Origin of the sequence: Ahniella affigens (genome assembly GCF_003015185.1) — a bacterium.
Lineage (GTDB): Bacteria > Pseudomonadota > Gammaproteobacteria > Xanthomonadales > Ahniellaceae > Ahniella > Ahniella affigens.
In genome coordinates this window covers 1,500,848-1,516,354 of the sequence record NZ_CP027860.1, presented here as the reverse complement: position 1 = coordinate 1,516,354, position 15,507 = coordinate 1,500,848, and the positions used below count along the sequence as shown (strand labels likewise).

General features: G+C 58.8%; 15 protein-coding genes and 1 tRNA gene. 11 read left to right on the top strand and 5 right to left on the bottom strand.

Annotated elements, in window-relative coordinates; genetic code table 11:
• Positions 1-15: 15 nt before the first annotated feature.
• The 5 genes from C7S18_RS05750 to C7S18_RS25275 all read left to right on the top strand — a co-directional run bounded on the left by C7S18_RS05750 (position 16) and on the right by C7S18_RS25275 (position 4,146).
• Positions 16-91, top strand: a tRNA-Thr gene (locus tag C7S18_RS05750).
• 167 nt (positions 92-258) lie between these two features.
• Complete coding sequence (locus C7S18_RS05745; protein WP_206207981.1) at positions 259-1,482, top strand: tyrosine-type recombinase/integrase; 1,224 nt, start codon at positions 259-261, stop codon at positions 1,480-1,482.
• A gap of 176 nt (positions 1,483-1,658) precedes the next feature.
• A complete protein-coding gene (locus C7S18_RS05740) occupies positions 1,659-2,324 on the top strand; it encodes a hypothetical protein (RefSeq protein WP_146151776.1) in 666 nt (221 codons plus the stop codon).
• 78 nt (positions 2,325-2,402) lie between these two features.
• Positions 2,403-2,816: a helix-turn-helix transcriptional regulator gene (locus C7S18_RS05735; RefSeq protein ID WP_338022138.1), complete on the top strand. Its 414-nt coding sequence runs from the start codon at positions 2,403-2,405 to the stop codon at positions 2,814-2,816.
• A gap of 415 nt (positions 2,817-3,231) precedes the next feature.
• Complete coding sequence (locus C7S18_RS25275; RefSeq protein WP_425481116.1) at positions 3,232-4,146, top strand: primase alpha helix C-terminal domain-containing protein; 915 nt, start codon at positions 3,232-3,234, stop codon at positions 4,144-4,146.
• A gap of 302 nt (positions 4,147-4,448) precedes the next feature.
• Here the strand turns inward: C7S18_RS25275 and C7S18_RS25270 are convergent, their stop codons facing one another.
• The 3 genes from C7S18_RS25270 to rsmG all read right to left on the bottom strand — a co-directional run bounded on the left by C7S18_RS25270 (position 4,449) and on the right by rsmG (position 6,817).
• On the bottom strand, positions 4,449-5,024 hold the full coding sequence (locus C7S18_RS25270) for a restriction endonuclease (RefSeq protein ID WP_170113136.1): 576 nt from the start codon (positions 5,022-5,024) through the stop codon (positions 4,449-4,451).
• 64 nt (positions 5,025-5,088) lie between these two features.
• The gene (locus C7S18_RS05715) at positions 5,089-5,826 is read right to left on the bottom strand and encodes a hypothetical protein (protein ID WP_146151775.1); all 738 of its coding nucleotides are present in this window, start codon (positions 5,824-5,826) and stop codon (positions 5,089-5,091) included.
• A gap of 346 nt (positions 5,827-6,172) precedes the next feature.
• A complete protein-coding gene (rsmG, locus tag C7S18_RS05710) occupies positions 6,173-6,817 on the bottom strand; it encodes a 16S rRNA (guanine(527)-N(7))-methyltransferase RsmG (protein ID WP_106890653.1) in 645 nt (214 codons plus the stop codon).
• A 657-nt stretch (positions 6,818-7,474) separates the two neighbouring features.
• Between rsmG and C7S18_RS05705 the strand changes: the two genes are divergently transcribed.
• On the top strand, positions 7,475-8,104 hold the full coding sequence (locus C7S18_RS05705) for a DUF2238 domain-containing protein (RefSeq protein WP_106893931.1): 630 nt from the start codon (positions 7,475-7,477) through the stop codon (positions 8,102-8,104).
• A gap of 116 nt (positions 8,105-8,220) precedes the next feature.
• On the opposite strand, the gene thiS is transcribed toward C7S18_RS05705, so the two are convergent.
• Positions 8,221-8,421 carry a sulfur carrier protein ThiS gene (gene thiS, locus C7S18_RS05700; protein ID WP_106890652.1) on the bottom strand — a complete coding sequence of 67 codons (201 nt, stop codon included), beginning with the start codon at positions 8,419-8,421 and terminating at the stop codon, positions 8,221-8,223.
• Positions 8,422-8,479: 58 nt separating this feature from the next.
• Between thiS and C7S18_RS05695 the strand changes: the two genes are divergently transcribed.
• The gene (locus C7S18_RS05695; protein WP_106893930.1) at positions 8,480-9,013 is read left to right on the top strand and encodes a macro domain-containing protein; all 534 of its coding nucleotides are present in this window, start codon (positions 8,480-8,482) and stop codon (positions 9,011-9,013) included.
• A 337-nt stretch (positions 9,014-9,350) separates the two neighbouring features.
• Here C7S18_RS05695 and C7S18_RS05690 read toward each other — a convergent pair whose 3' ends face one another.
• The gene (locus C7S18_RS05690) at positions 9,351-10,874 is read right to left on the bottom strand and encodes a hypothetical protein (RefSeq protein WP_106890651.1); all 1,524 of its coding nucleotides are present in this window, start codon (positions 10,872-10,874) and stop codon (positions 9,351-9,353) included.
• Positions 10,875-11,273: 399 nt separating this feature from the next.
• Here C7S18_RS05690 and C7S18_RS05685 point away from each other — a divergent pair, with 399 nt between their 5' ends.
• From C7S18_RS05685 to C7S18_RS05670, 4 genes are all read left to right on the top strand, one after another.
• Entirely contained in the window at positions 11,274-12,221 is a 948-nt protein-coding gene (locus tag C7S18_RS05685; protein ID WP_106890650.1) for a DMT family transporter, read from the top strand.
• 161 nt (positions 12,222-12,382) lie between these two features.
• Positions 12,383-13,384 (top strand): lytic murein transglycosylase B, encoded by a 1,002-nt coding sequence (mltB, locus tag C7S18_RS05680; protein ID WP_106890649.1) that lies wholly within the window; start codon positions 12,383-12,385, stop codon positions 13,382-13,384.
• A complete protein-coding gene (locus C7S18_RS05675) occupies positions 13,381-14,220 on the top strand; it encodes a septal ring lytic transglycosylase RlpA family protein (RefSeq protein ID WP_106890648.1) in 840 nt (279 codons plus the stop codon). The genes mltB and C7S18_RS05675 overlap by 4 nt, the downstream gene beginning before the upstream one ends.
• An 11-nt stretch (positions 14,221-14,231) precedes the next feature.
• Positions 14,232-15,434, top strand: a complete 1,203-nt coding sequence (locus C7S18_RS05670) for a D-alanyl-D-alanine carboxypeptidase family protein (RefSeq protein ID WP_106890647.1) — start codon at positions 14,232-14,234, stop codon at positions 15,432-15,434.
• Positions 15,435-15,507 lie beyond the last annotated feature (73 nt).

The following is a 15,507-nucleotide window of genomic DNA, read 5'->3' as shown; positions in this document are numbered from 1 at the left end:
CCCTGGCAGCCCGGCGCCGGAATAGCTCAGTTGGTAGAGCAACCGCCTTGTAAGCGGTAGGTCCCCAGTTCGAGTCTGGGTTTCGGCACCAAGCCAGTATCCGGGCAAGTCCAGCAAGGTCCACAAATCCCCTGAAAATCAAGCATTTATCAGCCAATCTAGGCCGATACGATCCGGCTTTGTCCGTTTACAGCCGGTCCCATCTGGGGGTATATATGGGGGTATGGGCCCGCAAGGGCGAAAACTGATACCCCCAACATGGCCAAATCCCGCGACAAATTAACGGTTGTGGCCTTGAAGAAACCCCAACCCGGGCGACATTGGGATGGGCTGGGGCTCTACCTGGAAGTCACCCAGACCCGCGCCCGCTATTGGCGCATGAAGTACCGCCACGCCGGGAAGGAAAAACTGCTGGCGCTGGGGGTATATCCGGAAGTCTCGCTGGCCGAAGCCCGAAGCCGACGCGACGCCGCCCGCGCCTTGTTGCAATCGGGCGTCGACCCGGGCGAACAACGCAAGGCCGAACGGGAAGCCACCCAGAATGACGTTCGCGGCACCTTCGCGGCCGTCTGTGCCGACTGGCTGGCGTTCAAGCGCCCGGGCTGGTCGCCGGACAGCTTCCGCAAAGCCGATCTGGTGACCCGCAGCTATCTGCTGCCCAAGCTCGGGCCGCTGCCCATTGCCACGCTGGCCAGCAAGGATTGCACGCCGGTTCTGCGAGCCATGGCGGAGAAGGCTCCGGAAATGGCCCGCAAGGCCCGCGAATACCTGAGCGCCATCGTCCGGCATGCTATGCGCGATGGCTTGCGTGAAGAAGGCCGCATGCTGGTTCTGGACGGGATTCTGCCCAAGATGGACAAGGGCCACATTCCGGCCGCTACCCTGCCCGACCAAATCGGCGATTTGATGCGCGCCATTCGCGACTATCCGGGGGAGATTGTGCGGGCCGGCTTGCTCATGTGTGCCTACACCGCGCAGCGCCCGGGCATGGTCGCGTCCATGCGTTGGTCTGAGATTGCACCCGATGCCGCAGAATGGCGCATTCCGCCCGAGCGCATGAAAAAGCGCAATGCCCATATCGTGCCCCTGCCGACCCAAGCGCTCGCCCTGCTGGAACGCATGCGCGAACTACGGTTTAGCCGCGAATTTGTGTTCCCGCCCGTTGCCCGCCAATCCACCCCACACCTGCACCGCGATGCACTCAGCAAAGCCTTGCGATCGATGGGCTTTAGCGGCCAACACGCCACCCATGGCTTTCGCGGCATGCTCCGCACCGCCGGCCGCGAACGGCTCGCCATTCCCGCCGATGTTCTGGAAGCGCAATTGGCCCACGCCAAAAAGGACGCGATCCAGAAAGCCTACGATCGCACCGCGTTCAACGATGAGCGCGTCCGCACCATGCAACGGTGGGCCGATTGGCTCGACGGGCTCGACCTGCCGGCATCGGTGACGCCGATTCATGCCAAGCGTGCAGGATCGTAGGGCAGCAAAGATGAATAGCCCGAGCGCCTAGTCTCGGCCTCCATTGCGAGCACGGCAACGGCTCCGAGTCGCAGGCGCGATAAGATGGCCCACACCACGGCTAGGCCGGCCAGCTGAAAACGGGAAACCTTCACTCGCTGCCGTGGTGAACCATGAAGGGCGTGGAGAAGGCACGCATGACCAAGACACCCGCCACAACGTGGCAAAGAGACCCGATTTCCTTGCACGAAGCAATTTCGATTCTCGCTGGTCTCGACCCAGAGCGATCCTACAGAAGCCCAAGCGAATCAGATCGAATTGCGCGAGAGCGCCTTGCCGCTTGCGGCTGGACCCTTGAGGAAGCGATTAGCGGAAAGCGGCCGCCTAAGCTCATGGCCGTCATCAAGGAGACAGTAACAGGCGGGGAAGTGAACACTTTCGCGCTTGATAGACAGGAGTGGAGGCAACCAGTCAAACGGGTCATTGATCGCCGCTTGACTATGATTAAGCTGTCCGACTTTCAAGAGTGGTGCAGGCAAACCGGACGACAGATTCGAATTGATTCAGAAGCTGCACGCGCAGATGACGGCAGTCATGATCAGATTGACAGTCGAGCGGAACACACCCTATTGGCAATAGTGGCCGCATTGTCAATCCAAACTGGCTTCGACATATCCAAACCACACAGCAACGGCAAAGCTGCAGATGTTCTGAGTGGCGTAATCGACGCAGCATTGAACGCCGAAAGGACCATTAGCAAGCGAACTATCGCAGATTGGTTATCCAAGGCAAACGCCATGATCAAGCACGAGGCGCGACAGCCGACCAGAGAGAATCGACCAGCCAAGACAAATAAGCGCTAGACCCGCAGACACCTGCAGGCTAGTCGATCATTGCAATAGCAGGAACAACGTTGCAATTGCACTGCAATTGCAACGTTTATGAACGCTCTGTCCATACGCTTCCAATCCAGGCGCAACTCCTCGCGCCAAATTGGAGAACGTATGGAACGTGAGACATCGAAGCGCCGGGCCCAACTTGCGCAGTCCGTTCGCGCAATATCAAGCATTCAATCGGCAATCGCAAAGGGCGAGCCCAACCGACGCACTAACGAGCGATGGAAGAACGCTGCAGTCCGGGCAGGTGAACTCCTCGACGCTGGCGGCTACTTGAGACTACCTGAAGTCCTCGCGCTGATTCCCGTCAGCGCGTCGACATGGTGGGAGGGATGTCGCTCGGGACGATTTCCGAAAGGCGTCAAGATTGGTCCCCGCTGCACGGCATGGCGCGCAGCAGTAATACGACAACTACTTCAGGACCTCGAATCAGGTTCAATCGACGGAGACAAAGCGTGACGCCCCGTTGTGCGGGCCACGTCCTGCAACTGGCGATCTTGAACGCGGTGACAGTCCTCCTACTCGCCACCGCAACTCGCATCGACGCGCACCAGTGGCCCTTCCTCGCTAATGTTCTGACACGAATGGCCGATGCGATTGAAAGGAGCCAGGAAAGTGCGGCACTTTACTTGCGCTCACACGGCTACAACTGTTGAATCGAAGACGAGCCGTGTACGAGCAAAGAACCCCGGTGCAGCAGGAAGCGACGCGATTTCTTGAATGCCTTGGAATCGCCGATTGCCTATTTCAATCCTTCGCGGAACCCAAAGGCCGCAGCGAGGATCGGACACTAAGCCGAATTCTCAAGGGGACCATTGGCGCGCATTGGGACACGCTTCGAAGTTTGAACGACCGAGGCAGCGCAATCTGCTTCATGGTCAATCAGGGCGATGGGTCTAGCAAACGTAGAGCGCAAAATGTGAAAGCTGTTCGGTGTTTGTTCGTTGACTTGGATGGCGCTCCGCTGGCGCCGATTCGAACTGCAGAGCTTCCACCCCAAGCAATCATTGAATCATCGCCAGGACGCTTTCATGCATACTGGCGCGTCAGTGGCTGCCCCCTTGGAGCGTTCAGAAGCGCACAGCAGCACCTAGCAAAGCGGTTTGGCGGTGACGAGTCAGTTTGCGACTTGCCGCGAGTCATGAGGCTGCCAGGGTTCTTGCACCTTAAGGCCGAACCGTTTCTGAGTCGTGTTCTCGAATGCAATCCGCTGCCAGCTTACGAATTCGGCGATTGGCAGAAGGCGCTAGGGCTAATCAGATTTGAGCAGCCGAGCCCGGCAAACCGAATCAAAATCGGATCAAGAAACTCAACCATGTTTGCCCTCGCATGCGGCTTTCGCCGACAGGGCTTGGACCCTCAGGAGGCACTTGCACGCATTTCAAAACTAAACGCCACGAAGTGTGACCTGCCATTGCCAGACTCCGAGATTCGCGCTCTTGTTTCCAGCGCGTACTCCGGGCCAGCTTCCGGATTCACCATCATTCCCAACGTTCTGTTTGACTCTCAGGAATACAAGTCCATAAGCCCAGAGGCCCGCAATGTTGTCGACCTTTGTTATCGCATGGTGGGGGTATCTGGCACAGCAGAGATTGTGCTCTCACACTCGAATTTTCGGAGCCATTTTTCGAAATCGGCATTCTATCGGTACAGAGCAGAAATCATCGAATCCGGGCTAGTCATCCAGACCAAAGCGAATTCCAAGCCCCAATCCGGCAGGAGGCCCGAGGCGGCACGATTCCGATTGCGCTTTGAGCATAGTCCCACCAGCGGGACTATCAGAGCCTAGGAATAGTCCCAATGGTGGAACCCTATATAGATAGCAATAGAAGGCACTATGAGGATAGGCAGGGGGAATTGCGAATGAACACACTGCAAGCCAGCAGCCGTTTGGTCAATCGGTCCGGGTCCTCCCGCATCGCGGCCCGATACGGGGCGACGAAGCGCAACCGCCGACTAGCCATAGGTGACCGGGTTCGGTCCACTGTTAGCAAGCGGGCTGGGACTTGCATCGCACGCTTTTGGCTCAAGCGAGCAGCGCAGGTTCACGGTTGCGAACTGATCAATTGACCGCCCCGGTTAGCCAACTCTCTAGGACTCAGTTGTGTTTCCGGACTCTTTAGTGGCGCGAGCGCTCAAGTCAACAATGAGTAACCCGAGGAGCTGCGAGAATCTGTCGAATCGGAACCCGGCTTCGCTTTTCGAAACTAATCCTACGATATTGCCTTGCAGAAGGTCATTTGTCGGTTCGGGTTCATGATCGAAATGGGGAGACGAACTCGCGACAATGTAGCGGAGAGGGAGTTCCCCGGGCCTTGGATCGCGTGTAAGTAGCGCGAGGCCTATACCGTGAGCCACTGCAACCTTCTCGGTGCCAGACTGATATCCGACAGTGGTCACCATAATTCCCTTGTGAGCGGCGATATCCTCAATGCGTGTTTTGAAAGACTCGACATGCCCGACAGATACCCGGCGCCTATAATGCTTGCATTCCAAGACCACCAAGACCTTCGCGCCACCAATGGTAGTTGTCTCGAATGAAACGTCCACTGTGATTTTTCGGCCCGTGGATTTCCCGACAAAAGTGCGTCCTCTCGCCGCATCGACGCAATAGACTTCGCGGAGCAACTGGGTCACAAACTCTTCATACTTGTCGTGAGCCTTCATCTTTACCTCAAGTCGGAGTCGGCGCATCTTACGCGGATGCAAATTTGGGACACCTAGTCTTGCTTCATAGCTTCTTGCTGTCGGCAATGCGCGACCATCTAGCTTTCATTGATCCAAATTCAGATTCGCTAAGGATTCTTGCGTCTATTGTTCGACCCTTGATCTCCAGAACAATTGCACGTTCGGATGAAGTGTCACCAAAGAGCCCTACGGTTACAGCATAGCCTTCAGCGGAAGAATCGAAGATCGTGATTGGTACGCCGACTTGAGGGTCGATGACAAGTGCATTCAGCGCAAAATCGATTCTGCAAAGCGCTACTTGTGTTGACTCCCCACTCCCAAGATGAAAACTCGCCAATGGCTGGACTCCGCCGCGCGCGTGGGTCATCAACGCAAAGGGAAAAGCCCCGGCTAGATTTGGCTGGAACCCATCATGGACTCGATGAAGTCCAAGGACCTTCACACGAAAGTTGCTAGCTGGCGCTCCATGGTTCGCAACAAGCAAGTTGCAAAATGCTCCATCTGAATTCTTGTAGTGGACTAGACTGACAAGTTCGAACGTTGGCCTCGACCCTTTTTCTTTGGCCCCAAGTTCATACGCGAGAAGTACGCTTGCAACGTAAAAGGCAAGAGGCCAATAGACAGCATTAGCGAATGCAAAAATTGCTTGTACCGGACGTAGGCCATTCAACCAATTTTCGAACGGCTCCAAAAGCTTGCCTGTGAAGAAACCCACCAAGAATACAAACACGGCTCCACCCAGTATCGTGAGCAACAACCAAACCCTGTTCGAACGTTGCATTCTGCCCCCATTCATCCTTTGACAGGCGATCTCAATCAAATCAACCAGACCGAATCAGACTAGCTTTGACAACTCCAACTGCGTAGGTCACCTGTAGCGATCAGATCACTTAGCCTTACCCTCTTTCTACCATCCTTGCCTGCATCGCGCGCATGTTCGTCTGAAATCTCGGTCGATCCAAGGGAATGGGAATGTGTGGAGCCAATGACCGATTTTTGGGGGTATTTTTGGGGGTACGTAGGTCAATAAATCATGCCCGAATTCATTGCTAATAGGATCATTACCAATTCGTTCGAGTCTGGGTTTCGGCACCATCTTCTTTGCGAGCCCTGGCTCGCCGACGTGATCAGTTTCTGATCAAACGCACCAGGTAGCGCTCGCCGTCCAGCTCGGGCACCGCGAGAGTCCACGTTTGGTCGTGTCGGAAATCCTTCGGCAAGGCTTTCAGTTCGGCGTCGAATGCCGGGCCTTTCATTGCCAACAGTTCGCCCCCTTCAGCAAGCCAAGGACGACACCAATCGCAGAGTTGGGATAGCACGGCCAAAGCGCGAGCGGTGGCGCTTTGCACCTTGATGATGGGCTGGAATGCCTCGGCGCGGCGTTCTTCGACTTGCAAGCCGGACAGACCGAGTTGACGTTGGCATTCGCGCATGAAGCGGGCTTTCTTGCCATTTGATTCAATGACGAAGACGCGGCGCTCGGGGTAGACGATTGCCAATGGGATTCCGGGCAGGCCGGCGCCAGCGCCCATATCGGCGATCGCGTCAGAGTGCCAATGTGGTGCCATCGCGAGGGAGTCAAGCAGATGCTTGCTGAGCATCTCGTCTGGATCGCGGATGGCACTCAGGTTATAGGCCTGGTTCCAGAATGCGAGTAGTTCTAGGTAGTGAATCAGACGTTGTTGCGCCGTGGCATCCAGGTTCAGTTGCAGCTGATCGAGGCCACGTTGCAAGCGCGGCAACAGGCGGGAGAGGTCGGGTTTGATGCTCATTTCGGAAGCGTATCAGCACTGGGCTTTTGGCTGAATGGGATGGCAGGGGATTGCGGTGATAGATGAGTTGACATGCCGCGGGCGAGCCTACAGGCCCGAATCGAGCTTGCCGCGATTCGTCCGCGGCTGAAGCCGCTCTCACAAGAATCCTCGTATCAAAGCGCGCTTGCGGCAAGTCTTGTGCCTTTTGGTGGGCGTCCAGCCGCCCCGTTCTTTTTTGGGCGTCCAGCCGCCCAATTGGTGCGCTGATTCGCGCATCAAACTGTCAGCGACGATGCGCGATTTTTACGACGGCACTGTGTGGCAAGTAGCCCACTCCAAAGCCCGCTTCCACTCGGGTGGGAATCCAGCCGCCCCTTTGGTGCGCTGATTCGCTCATCAATCTGTCAGCGACAATGCGCGATTTTTACGACGGCACAGTGTGGCAAGTAGCCCTCTCCCCAGCCCTCTCCCACTCGCGTGGGAGAGGGAGCGCTTCCTCGCCCGCAAATTATTGGTTCCCAAAACCTAATGGGTTACGGCGTGTTTGATGAGAGGGCCGATTGCCCGAACCAAGCACACGGCTCGCCCATTTGCCCGCGATGCGCGGCGTTGATCGCTGCTGATTCGCCGCTATGCTCGGCTCGTGCCGGATTGCGGCGATGGTTGGTGATTGCGATGACTCTGACTGCCCGCCCCTTCCCTAAAGCCGAGCGCCTGACACTGATCGGGCTGACTTTGGCCGTGCTGATCTGGTCGGGGATTGCCCCGACGGATCGGTTGACCTGGGTGCTCGAAACCGTCTGGGTGATGGTTGGACTGCCGTTGATCATCGTCTGCTGGTCGCGCTTTCCGCTGACGCGGCTGCTGTGCTGGCTGTTGTTGCTTCATGCCAGCGTCCTGTGTGTGGGCGGCCACTACACCTATGCGGAAGTGCCTATTGGCGAATGGGTGCAGCACACGTTCGATCTGTCCCGAAATCACTACGACCGCCTGGGGCATTTCATGCAAGGGTTTGTGCCGGCCATCATTGGCCGCGAGCTGCTGCTCCGCAAAACGCCGCTGCGGCCTGGGGGTTGGCTGGTCTATCTGGTTGCCAGTTGCTGCTTGGCGTTCAGCGCGTTCTTCGAGTTTCTCGAATGGTGGGCCGCGGTGATCATGGGCGGTCGTGCCGATGCGTTCCTCGCCACCCAGGGCGACATCTGGGACACGCAATGGGACATGTTCCTGGCGCTCTCTGGATCGCTACTCGCGCAGTTGCTGCTCGGCTGGCTGCATCAGCGCCAGCTCGAACCAAAATCGCCTTAGGGAGACTCTGAACACGTTCAGAGCCAATACGGGCGATGGGTCCGGACACGTGCCGGGCTCAGCGCACATCTGAAAGTCCAGCATGGACATATGCAGGCCCGCCTGAGCCGGCGCGGTCAGCCGCCACCCATCGCGTGCACGATCTCGACGCGATCGCCAGCACAGAGGATATGGCTCGCGTGCAAGCTCCGCGGCACGAGCTCACGATTCACCTCGACGGCCACGCGCCGCCCGGCCAGGCCTTCGGCGCTCAGCACGTCAATCAAGGTCACCGCTTCGGCAACGTCTCGGGTTTGCCCATTCACTTCGATCTTCATGTTTGGCATTGTAGCGGCTAGATTCTGCCTTGCGGGATTCGACCAGGAGACCAGACCGGTGAGCATTGCGATCATTCATGCAGACATCACGACATTGGCGGTCGACGCCATCGTCAATGCTGCCAATGAATCGCTGCTCGGTGGCGGCGGCGTGGATGGTGCAATTCACGCCGCGGCGGGGCATGCGCTCATCGAGGCCTGTATCAAGTTTCCCGAGATCCGCCCGGGTGTGCGCTGCCCCACAGGCGAAGCCAGAATGACGCCGGGATTCGCGCTGCCTGCCCGTTACGTGATTCACACAGTCGGGCCTGTCTGGCGTGGCGGCGATCACGGCGAGGACATGCGGCTGGCCAAAACCTATCGTGCGTGCTTTGCGCTGGCACGTCAGCACGACCTGAAGTCGCTCGCGCTTCCGGCAATTTCCTGCGGCGTTTTTGGCTTTCCGTCGGATGCCGCCTGCGCGATTGCGGTTGAGGAATGCCTACTGGCACTCCGGCAAAACCGATTCAATGGCGCCATTACTCTGTGTGCTTACAGTGACGAGATGCGCCGCACCTACTTGCACTACCTCGCCATGATGTCGCCCGACTAGTGGCGTGTCCCGAATTTGCTTGCCGCAAATTGGGCAGCACTTCGAGTCAAGGCAAGGCGAGCCGTTCATTCGAGTACGTTTCGGAGCACCGCACTAAGGAGGGTCTGAATAAGTCCATCCTGGACTTTCAGACCCGCCATGAGTCCGGCACTTGTCCGGACTCATGGCTCCAGAATCAAGCACTTGCGTACTTGATTCTGGGCGGGCCATCCCTGGCCCGCATCGCCTCTGAACTTGTTCAGAGGCTCCCTAACGCGTCACAGCGCTGAACTGCTCCAGTTACAAAACACAACGCGCCCCGAAAGGCGCGCTGTGTGACCACCCACGATGCCGCCGCTTACTGCTCGCGGTCGTCACCGCGGCTCATGCGCATCGATTCCTGCCGGGCGCTGCCGCCATCGTCATTCGACGATCGCTCGAAACTAGGCTCTGAACGCTGCGGCGCTTCAAAGCGCGGTTCGGAGCGTTGTGGGGCCTCAAAGCGTGGCTCCGAGCGCTCGAATCGCGGTTCTGACCGTTGTGGCATTTCGAAGCGCGGCTCCGAACGTTGCGGCGCTTCGAACCGCGGCTCCGAACGCTCGAATCGCGGCTCAGAACGCTGCGGCATCTCAAAACGCGGCTCAGAGCGCTGGGGGGCTTCATAGCGAGGCTCGGAACGTTCGAATCGCGGTTCAGATCGCTGCGGCATTTCATAGCGCTCAACCTGCGGCTGTTCCGTACGCTGACTCGGCCAAGTCGAAGGCTCGCTGCGCTCGAAGCGATTCCCGCCACGTTCAAACCGTTGCTCTGGCTGCTCGAAACGCGGGCTGCTCTCGCGCTGAATCTGGCTTGGCTGGCGCATTGGTGGCGCTTCGCTCACCCAGCCCGACTCACGCTGTGGTGGTTCGCGCCAGTTGCTGCGCGGATTCGTCCCCTGTCCTTGTGGCAGGTTGCCAACGTTGCCGCGGTCGCCGCTAAAGCCCGGGCGCTCGGTATTTTCGTTGGCCGGTTCGCGCCAGCCACCGGATTGGCGCTGGATTTGCGTCGACTCGTTGTAAGCACCTCCGGAATAGCGACCCACCGAGCCGTTGCCGCGCACGTCTTGCCCGCGCACGTCTTGACCCCGCATGCCCTGGCCACGTACATCCTGGCCGCGAACGTCGTAACCACGACCGCCAGGCGGGTTGACGCGCCAGTCCATCGGATCGACATTGGCCTGCTGGAAGTAAGGCCGCGGACCCGAAGACGTGTCCGGATAGTGGCCCTGGACGCCATCGTTGCGCCAGCCAAACACATGCGAGCGATCGTACGGCTGTGCCTGCACGCCCGGCGACGCCAGGCCGCGGTAGCGGTCCATGCCGGTGTACGCGGCGATGCGCTCGGACTCGTTGCGGGCACTACCAAACCGATGCTGCGCATAGCTCGGATAGTTGTTGTAGTTGTCGTAGTAGCCCCGACCCGACCGGCGCCAGCGCCAGTCGTAGTAGTTATCGTAGTAGCTGTATCGATACGGCGAATACGCGTGGTAGTACGGCCACTGATAGCGCGAGTAATGAATCCCGAAATAGCTGACCGGGAAGTACGTGACGCCGTAATAGAAATCCGGACAGAAAATGGGATCGTAGTAGTAGCGGTAGGTCGGCCACAGCGCCGAGTAGTAGCCCGACCAGTAGATATAGTCAGGGCTGTAGTTCGAGTAGCGGATGGTTGTGCTGTAAGACGGACCATAGCTGCGTGCCGGCCGATACGAATCGTACGAGTCGTAGTGGTCATCGCCGTAGTAGTCGTCTTCGTAGTACCCGTAGCCGTCGTAGACGACGCAGCCAGTCAGACTCACCGCAGAGACTGCGGCCGTGAACAGAAGTGATGCAATGCGTTTCATGACTGACCCCGACTGAAAATTGGTTCTGCCCGTTGATCCTGACCATATTCGCCGCGTAACACCATCCTTGGCGGGTCGTTTCTGCCTGCCCTTTCGGCTGACTTGGAACGACTTTGTACTCGGCACCTGATGTCGAATTCCTTTCGACCATCGCAGTCTTGAGCTAAGCGAGTGAATTCTGGCTTAACTGAGGCGGATTGCTGGCACCTCATTCAGCTTGTCTGAACAATTCGACGCGCGGTGGGTGCAAAACCCTGCCAACGGCGCGCCAGGGCGCGCGATCTGGATGGCTGTGATGGCCTGAAGTCGGAAATCCAAACGATTCGCAAACCAGGCGTCGATGGGACTGGCGCGGTGTTATGGTCTGCGGCTGCCTGAACGCATCACTGGTGATGGATCATGAGCCTGCATCAAACTTCTGGACACTGGAAACTCGGCCTCGCCCTGGCTATTGCCACGGCATTGTGCTGGGCGACCCTGCCGCTGACGCTCCGCGTATCTTTGGAGCAGGTCGATGCGTGGACGATCACCTGGATTCGCTTTGTCACGGCCGCATTGGCCTTGTTCGGTTGGCTCCTGGTGCGGGGCCGGCTGGGCACCTATCGCCAACTCCAGCCAAAGCACTGGACGATGATGCTCTTTGCCGGCGTCATGCTGACGCTGAACTTTGTGGGCTATCTGTTTGGCCTCCAGTTCACGACCCCGGGCAATGCGCAATTGCTGATTCAGGCCGCACCGATCTTGATGGCTTTGGGCGGCATCTATGTGTTCAAGGAATCATTCAGCGCTGGCCAATGGCTCGGGTTGGCGGGCGTTGCGGTCGGCCTGGCGCTGTTCGCGTTCGACCAGGCCGGATCGCGTTCGGTGCCCGCGAGCAATTATCCGCTCGGCGCCGCGATCATTCTCGTCGCGGGGCTGGTTTGGGCTGTTTACGCACTCGTCCAGAAGCAATTGCTGCTGGCCATCAGTTCCCAGCACGTGTTGTGCTTTCTGTACGCCATGGCGGCGCTGTTGCTCTGGCCACTCGCGAGCCCAGGACGCCTGCTGGAGCTCGACAACACTCACTTCTGGGCACTGGTCTATTGCTGCCTGAACACGGTCATGGCCTACGGCGCATTCGCCGAAGCCCTGGCGCATTGGGAGGCATCGCGCGTCGGAGTGGTGCTGGCGCTGACCCCGTTGCTGTGCGTGTTCACTGTGCACATCGCCCATCAAATCAATCCGAGCCTGATCGCGCCCGAACACATCAATCTGATTGGCTGGATTGGCGCGCTCTTGGTGATCGTCGGCTCGGCTACTGGCAGCCTGACCCAGCGACGGGCGGCACTGAGTCAGCCAGAGAACTGACCGGCGGCACGGTCGCGCCGCGCTTTTCTCGGCGCCCCGGCCCGCTCGCGGGCACGATCACAAACGATCCAGGGCCCAATTCTTGCGGTTTCCAGGCACAATGCCGATGGAGTGTTCAAGGCTGAAGTTCGGGGCGCGGTTCTGTTAGGCTCGCGACCGCAATGAAGAACCAAATTTTCCTGCTCGCACTCGCCCTGCTCGCCAGTGCCACCACCGCCCACGGGCGCGCCAAATCCGAACCGCATCCCGGTGCTTCGGCGTTCCTGAACGAACTCGCGAAAGAAGCGAAGGCCGATCGGCACCAGAAACAAATCTGGCGCGACCTCCTGCACGACGCGAAGTATCAGGACAGTGTGATCAAGGCGATCACGCGCCCGGCCGAAAAAACCAAACCTTGGAAAGAGTATCGGCCGATCTTCATGACCGAAACTCGGATCAGCGAGGGCGCGAAGTTTCTGAACGCGAACCGCGAACTGTTGGAACAGGTCACCGCCGAAACCGGCGTGCCAGCTGAGATCATCGTGGCCATCATTGGCGTCGAAACCAGCTACGGCAAGATCACCGGCACGTATCGCGTGCTCGATGCATTGACCACGTTGAGCTTCTACTACCCGCCGCGCGAGCCATTCTTCCGCGGTGAGTTGAAGCGCTACCTGCAACTGTCGCCGCACTTGCCCGCCCCGCTGGACGAGCTGAAAGGCAGCTATGCCGGCGCGATGGGCTGGGGCCAGTTCATGCCGACCAGTTTTCACAACTGGGCGATGGATGGTGATGGTGACGACAAGATCGATCTGTGGTCGAGCAAGCCCGACATTTTCTATTCCATTGCCAACTACTTTGTGGCGCATGGTTGGGAAAAGGGTCAACCTGTCTGTGACCGCGCCGAGGTGGCCAGCGATGCCGAGCGCCCGCAACTGAACAGCACCGAGCCGCTACACACCGTCGGCACCTTGGCGGCGATGGGATATGCCGTCAACAACCCAGGCCTCGATCTGTACCGCCCGGCCACCATGTTGGAACTGGACGGCGCAGAGGGTTTGGAGACTTGGCTGACGTATCAGAATTTCTATGTGATCTCGCGCTACAACCGGTCGCCGCTGTATTCGATGGCCGTGCATCAACTCAGTCAGGAAATTGCCAAACGGGCGGGGGGTCCGGCATGAATCTCGCGCAACGCCGACGGATCGCCCTGCTGCTCTGTGGGCTCGTCATCATCTCGTTGACCGCTTGCGGTCGTCGCGACGAAGTCAAACTGCCACCACCCGAGCCGCGCGATGCTCAGGTTGATCGCGGCCCCGCGATTCCACCCGATGTGAGCGCGGTGCCCGACGCCGTGCCCACACCAGAACCACTGAGCGTCTACGGCAACCGCACACCGTATGTGGTGCTGGGCCGCAAGTACGAGGTGCTGCCATCGAGCAAGGGCTATCGGGAACGTGGCATCGCATCCTGGTATGGCGAGAAGTTTCATGGTCGCCTGACGTCCAATCGCGAGTCATACGACATGTACAAGATGACCGCCGCTCACAAGACGCTGCCGCTGCCGACCTATGCGCGAGTAACGAATCTTGAAAACGGCCGGACGGTGGTGTTGCGAATCAATGATCGCGGGCCATTTCATGAGAATCGGCTGATCGACTTGTCGTATGCCGCCGCGGTCAAACTCGGCATTCATATCAAGGGCACCGGCATGGTCGAAATCGAGGCACTGGATCCAGACCATCCCGACCTCGCCGATCTGCCGCCACCGCCGCCGCCTGCAGGCCATACGCTGTTTGTTCAGGTCGGCGCCTATGGCAGCCGCGACAATGCCCGGGCGATGGCTGATCGGCTGGAAGGGCTGGGTTTCAAGGACGTGTTTCTCGATCGCGTGCATACCGGTGGCGAACTCTTGCACCGGGTCCGCATCGGGCCGCTGACTCAGGTCGAAGACGCCGACCGCATCATCGCCGCCCTGGCTCAGGCCGGCCTTTACAGTATTCGAACCACGATTGATTGATAGTTCCTGACATGACCAAGTTTCTTGCTGTTTCGCTGAGCCTGGTGCTTAGCCCCCTGCTTGCTGCCCAAACACCCAACGCGCTGCCACTGCCGACGCCTGCGCAAACCAGCAACGCGCCGGTACCTCCGCCGCCCGAACTGACCGCCAGCAACTATGTGCTGATGGACTATCTGACCGGTCGCGTGCTGGCCGAGAAGAAGGGTGACGAGCAAGTGGTGCCGGCGTCGATCACAAAGATCATGACGTCGTACGTGGTGGCCGCCGAGAAAAAGGCTGGCAAGATTCGCCCGGAAGACCGAGTCATGATCAGCGAGAACGCCTGGAGCGGCGGCGGCGCCGGTACGGATGGCTCCACCAGCTTTCTGCCGGTGAACCAGACGGTTGCGTTGTCCGACCTCGAACTCGGCATGATCGTGCAGTCCGGCAACGATGCGTCGATCGCACTTGCCGAGCATGTTGCCGGCAATGAGGCGACGTTTGCCGCGCTGATGAATCAGTATGGGCAGAAAATCGGACTGAAGAACTCGCACTTCACCAATGCGACCGGATTGTTCGACCCGAACCACTACTCGACGGCGCATGACATTGGCCTGCTGTCGCAGGCGCTGATCCGCGATTTTCCGGATGAGTACGCGCTCTACAAGACCAAGAATTTCTCGTTCAACGGCATCACGCAGGGCAATCGCAATCTGCTGCTGTTCCGCGACCCGTCGGTCGATGGCATCAAGACCGGCCACTTGAGTCAGGCTGGTTTCTGCCTGGCTGCTTCGGCACAGCGCGGTGATACGCGCTTGATTTCGGTGGTGATGAATACCGCCAGCGAGAAAGTCCGGGCTGCCGAATCGCAGGCCTTGCTGGAATACGGCTTTCGCTTCTTCGAGACGCATAAGGTCTATGCCGCGAGCCAATTGATCACCGAGACGAATCTATGGCGCGGCGAAGCGCCAAAGGCCAAGCTTGGCTTGGCCAACGATGCGATGCTGACGATTCCGCGTGGTGCGTATTCGCGCCTGGAAGCCAGCATGAACATCGTGCAACCACTGTCGGCACCGCTGAGCAAGGGCCAGGAAGTGGGCAAGCTGAATGTCAAACTCGATGGCGCATTGCTGCTGGAACAGCCGCTCGTGGCGCTCGAGGATTATCCGGAAGGCGGCTTTTTCAAGCGTCTGTCGGACAGCGTCTGGCTATGGTTTGACGACGGGCAGGAGTAAGGTCTTCGGCGCGACAAGAACTGCAGCGGGGGGACGAGGTGATGTGATACGTGCGCCGGAAGATGTCTCCTTC

What these genes read in the sequence shown, in the direction of transcription:
- C7S18_RS25270 (WP_170113136.1), bottom strand. Translation starts at nt 5,024, where the DNA reads ATGAAGGCTCACGACAAGTATGAAGAGTTTGTGACCCAGTTGCTCCGC.
- C7S18_RS05690 (WP_106890651.1), bottom strand. Translation starts at nt 10,874, where the DNA reads ATGAAACGCATTGCATCACTTCTGTTCACGGCCGCAGTCTCTGCGGTG.
- thiS (WP_106890652.1), bottom strand. Translation starts at nt 8,421, where the DNA reads ATGAAGATCGAAGTGAATGGGCAAACCCGAGACGTTGCCGAAGCGGTG.
- C7S18_RS05735 (WP_338022138.1), top strand. Translation starts at nt 2,403, where the DNA reads ATGAACGCTCTGTCCATACGCTTCCAATCCAGGCGCAACTCCTCGCGC.
- C7S18_RS05675 (WP_106890648.1), top strand. Translation starts at nt 13,381, where the DNA reads ATGAATCTCGCGCAACGCCGACGGATCGCCCTGCTGCTCTGTGGGCTC.
- C7S18_RS05685 (WP_106890650.1), top strand. Translation starts at nt 11,274, where the DNA reads ATGAGCCTGCATCAAACTTCTGGACACTGGAAACTCGGCCTCGCCCTG.
- C7S18_RS05670 (WP_106890647.1), top strand. Translation starts at nt 14,232, where the DNA reads ATGACCAAGTTTCTTGCTGTTTCGCTGAGCCTGGTGCTTAGCCCCCTG.
- C7S18_RS05745 (WP_206207981.1), top strand. Translation starts at nt 259, where the DNA reads ATGGCCAAATCCCGCGACAAATTAACGGTTGTGGCCTTGAAGAAACCC.
- C7S18_RS05715 (WP_146151775.1), bottom strand. Translation starts at nt 5,826, where the DNA reads ATGCAACGTTCGAACAGGGTTTGGTTGTTGCTCACGATACTGGGTGGA.
- mltB (WP_106890649.1), top strand. Translation starts at nt 12,383, where the DNA reads ATGAAGAACCAAATTTTCCTGCTCGCACTCGCCCTGCTCGCCAGTGCC.
- C7S18_RS05740 (WP_146151776.1), top strand. Translation starts at nt 1,659, where the DNA reads ATGACCAAGACACCCGCCACAACGTGGCAAAGAGACCCGATTTCCTTG.
- C7S18_RS05705 (WP_106893931.1), top strand. Translation starts at nt 7,475, where the DNA reads ATGACTCTGACTGCCCGCCCCTTCCCTAAAGCCGAGCGCCTGACACTG.
- rsmG (WP_106890653.1), bottom strand. Translation starts at nt 6,817, where the DNA reads ATGAGCATCAAACCCGACCTCTCCCGCCTGTTGCCGCGCTTGCAACGT.
- C7S18_RS25275 (WP_425481116.1), top strand. Translation starts at nt 3,232, where the DNA reads ATGGTCAATCAGGGCGATGGGTCTAGCAAACGTAGAGCGCAAAATGTG.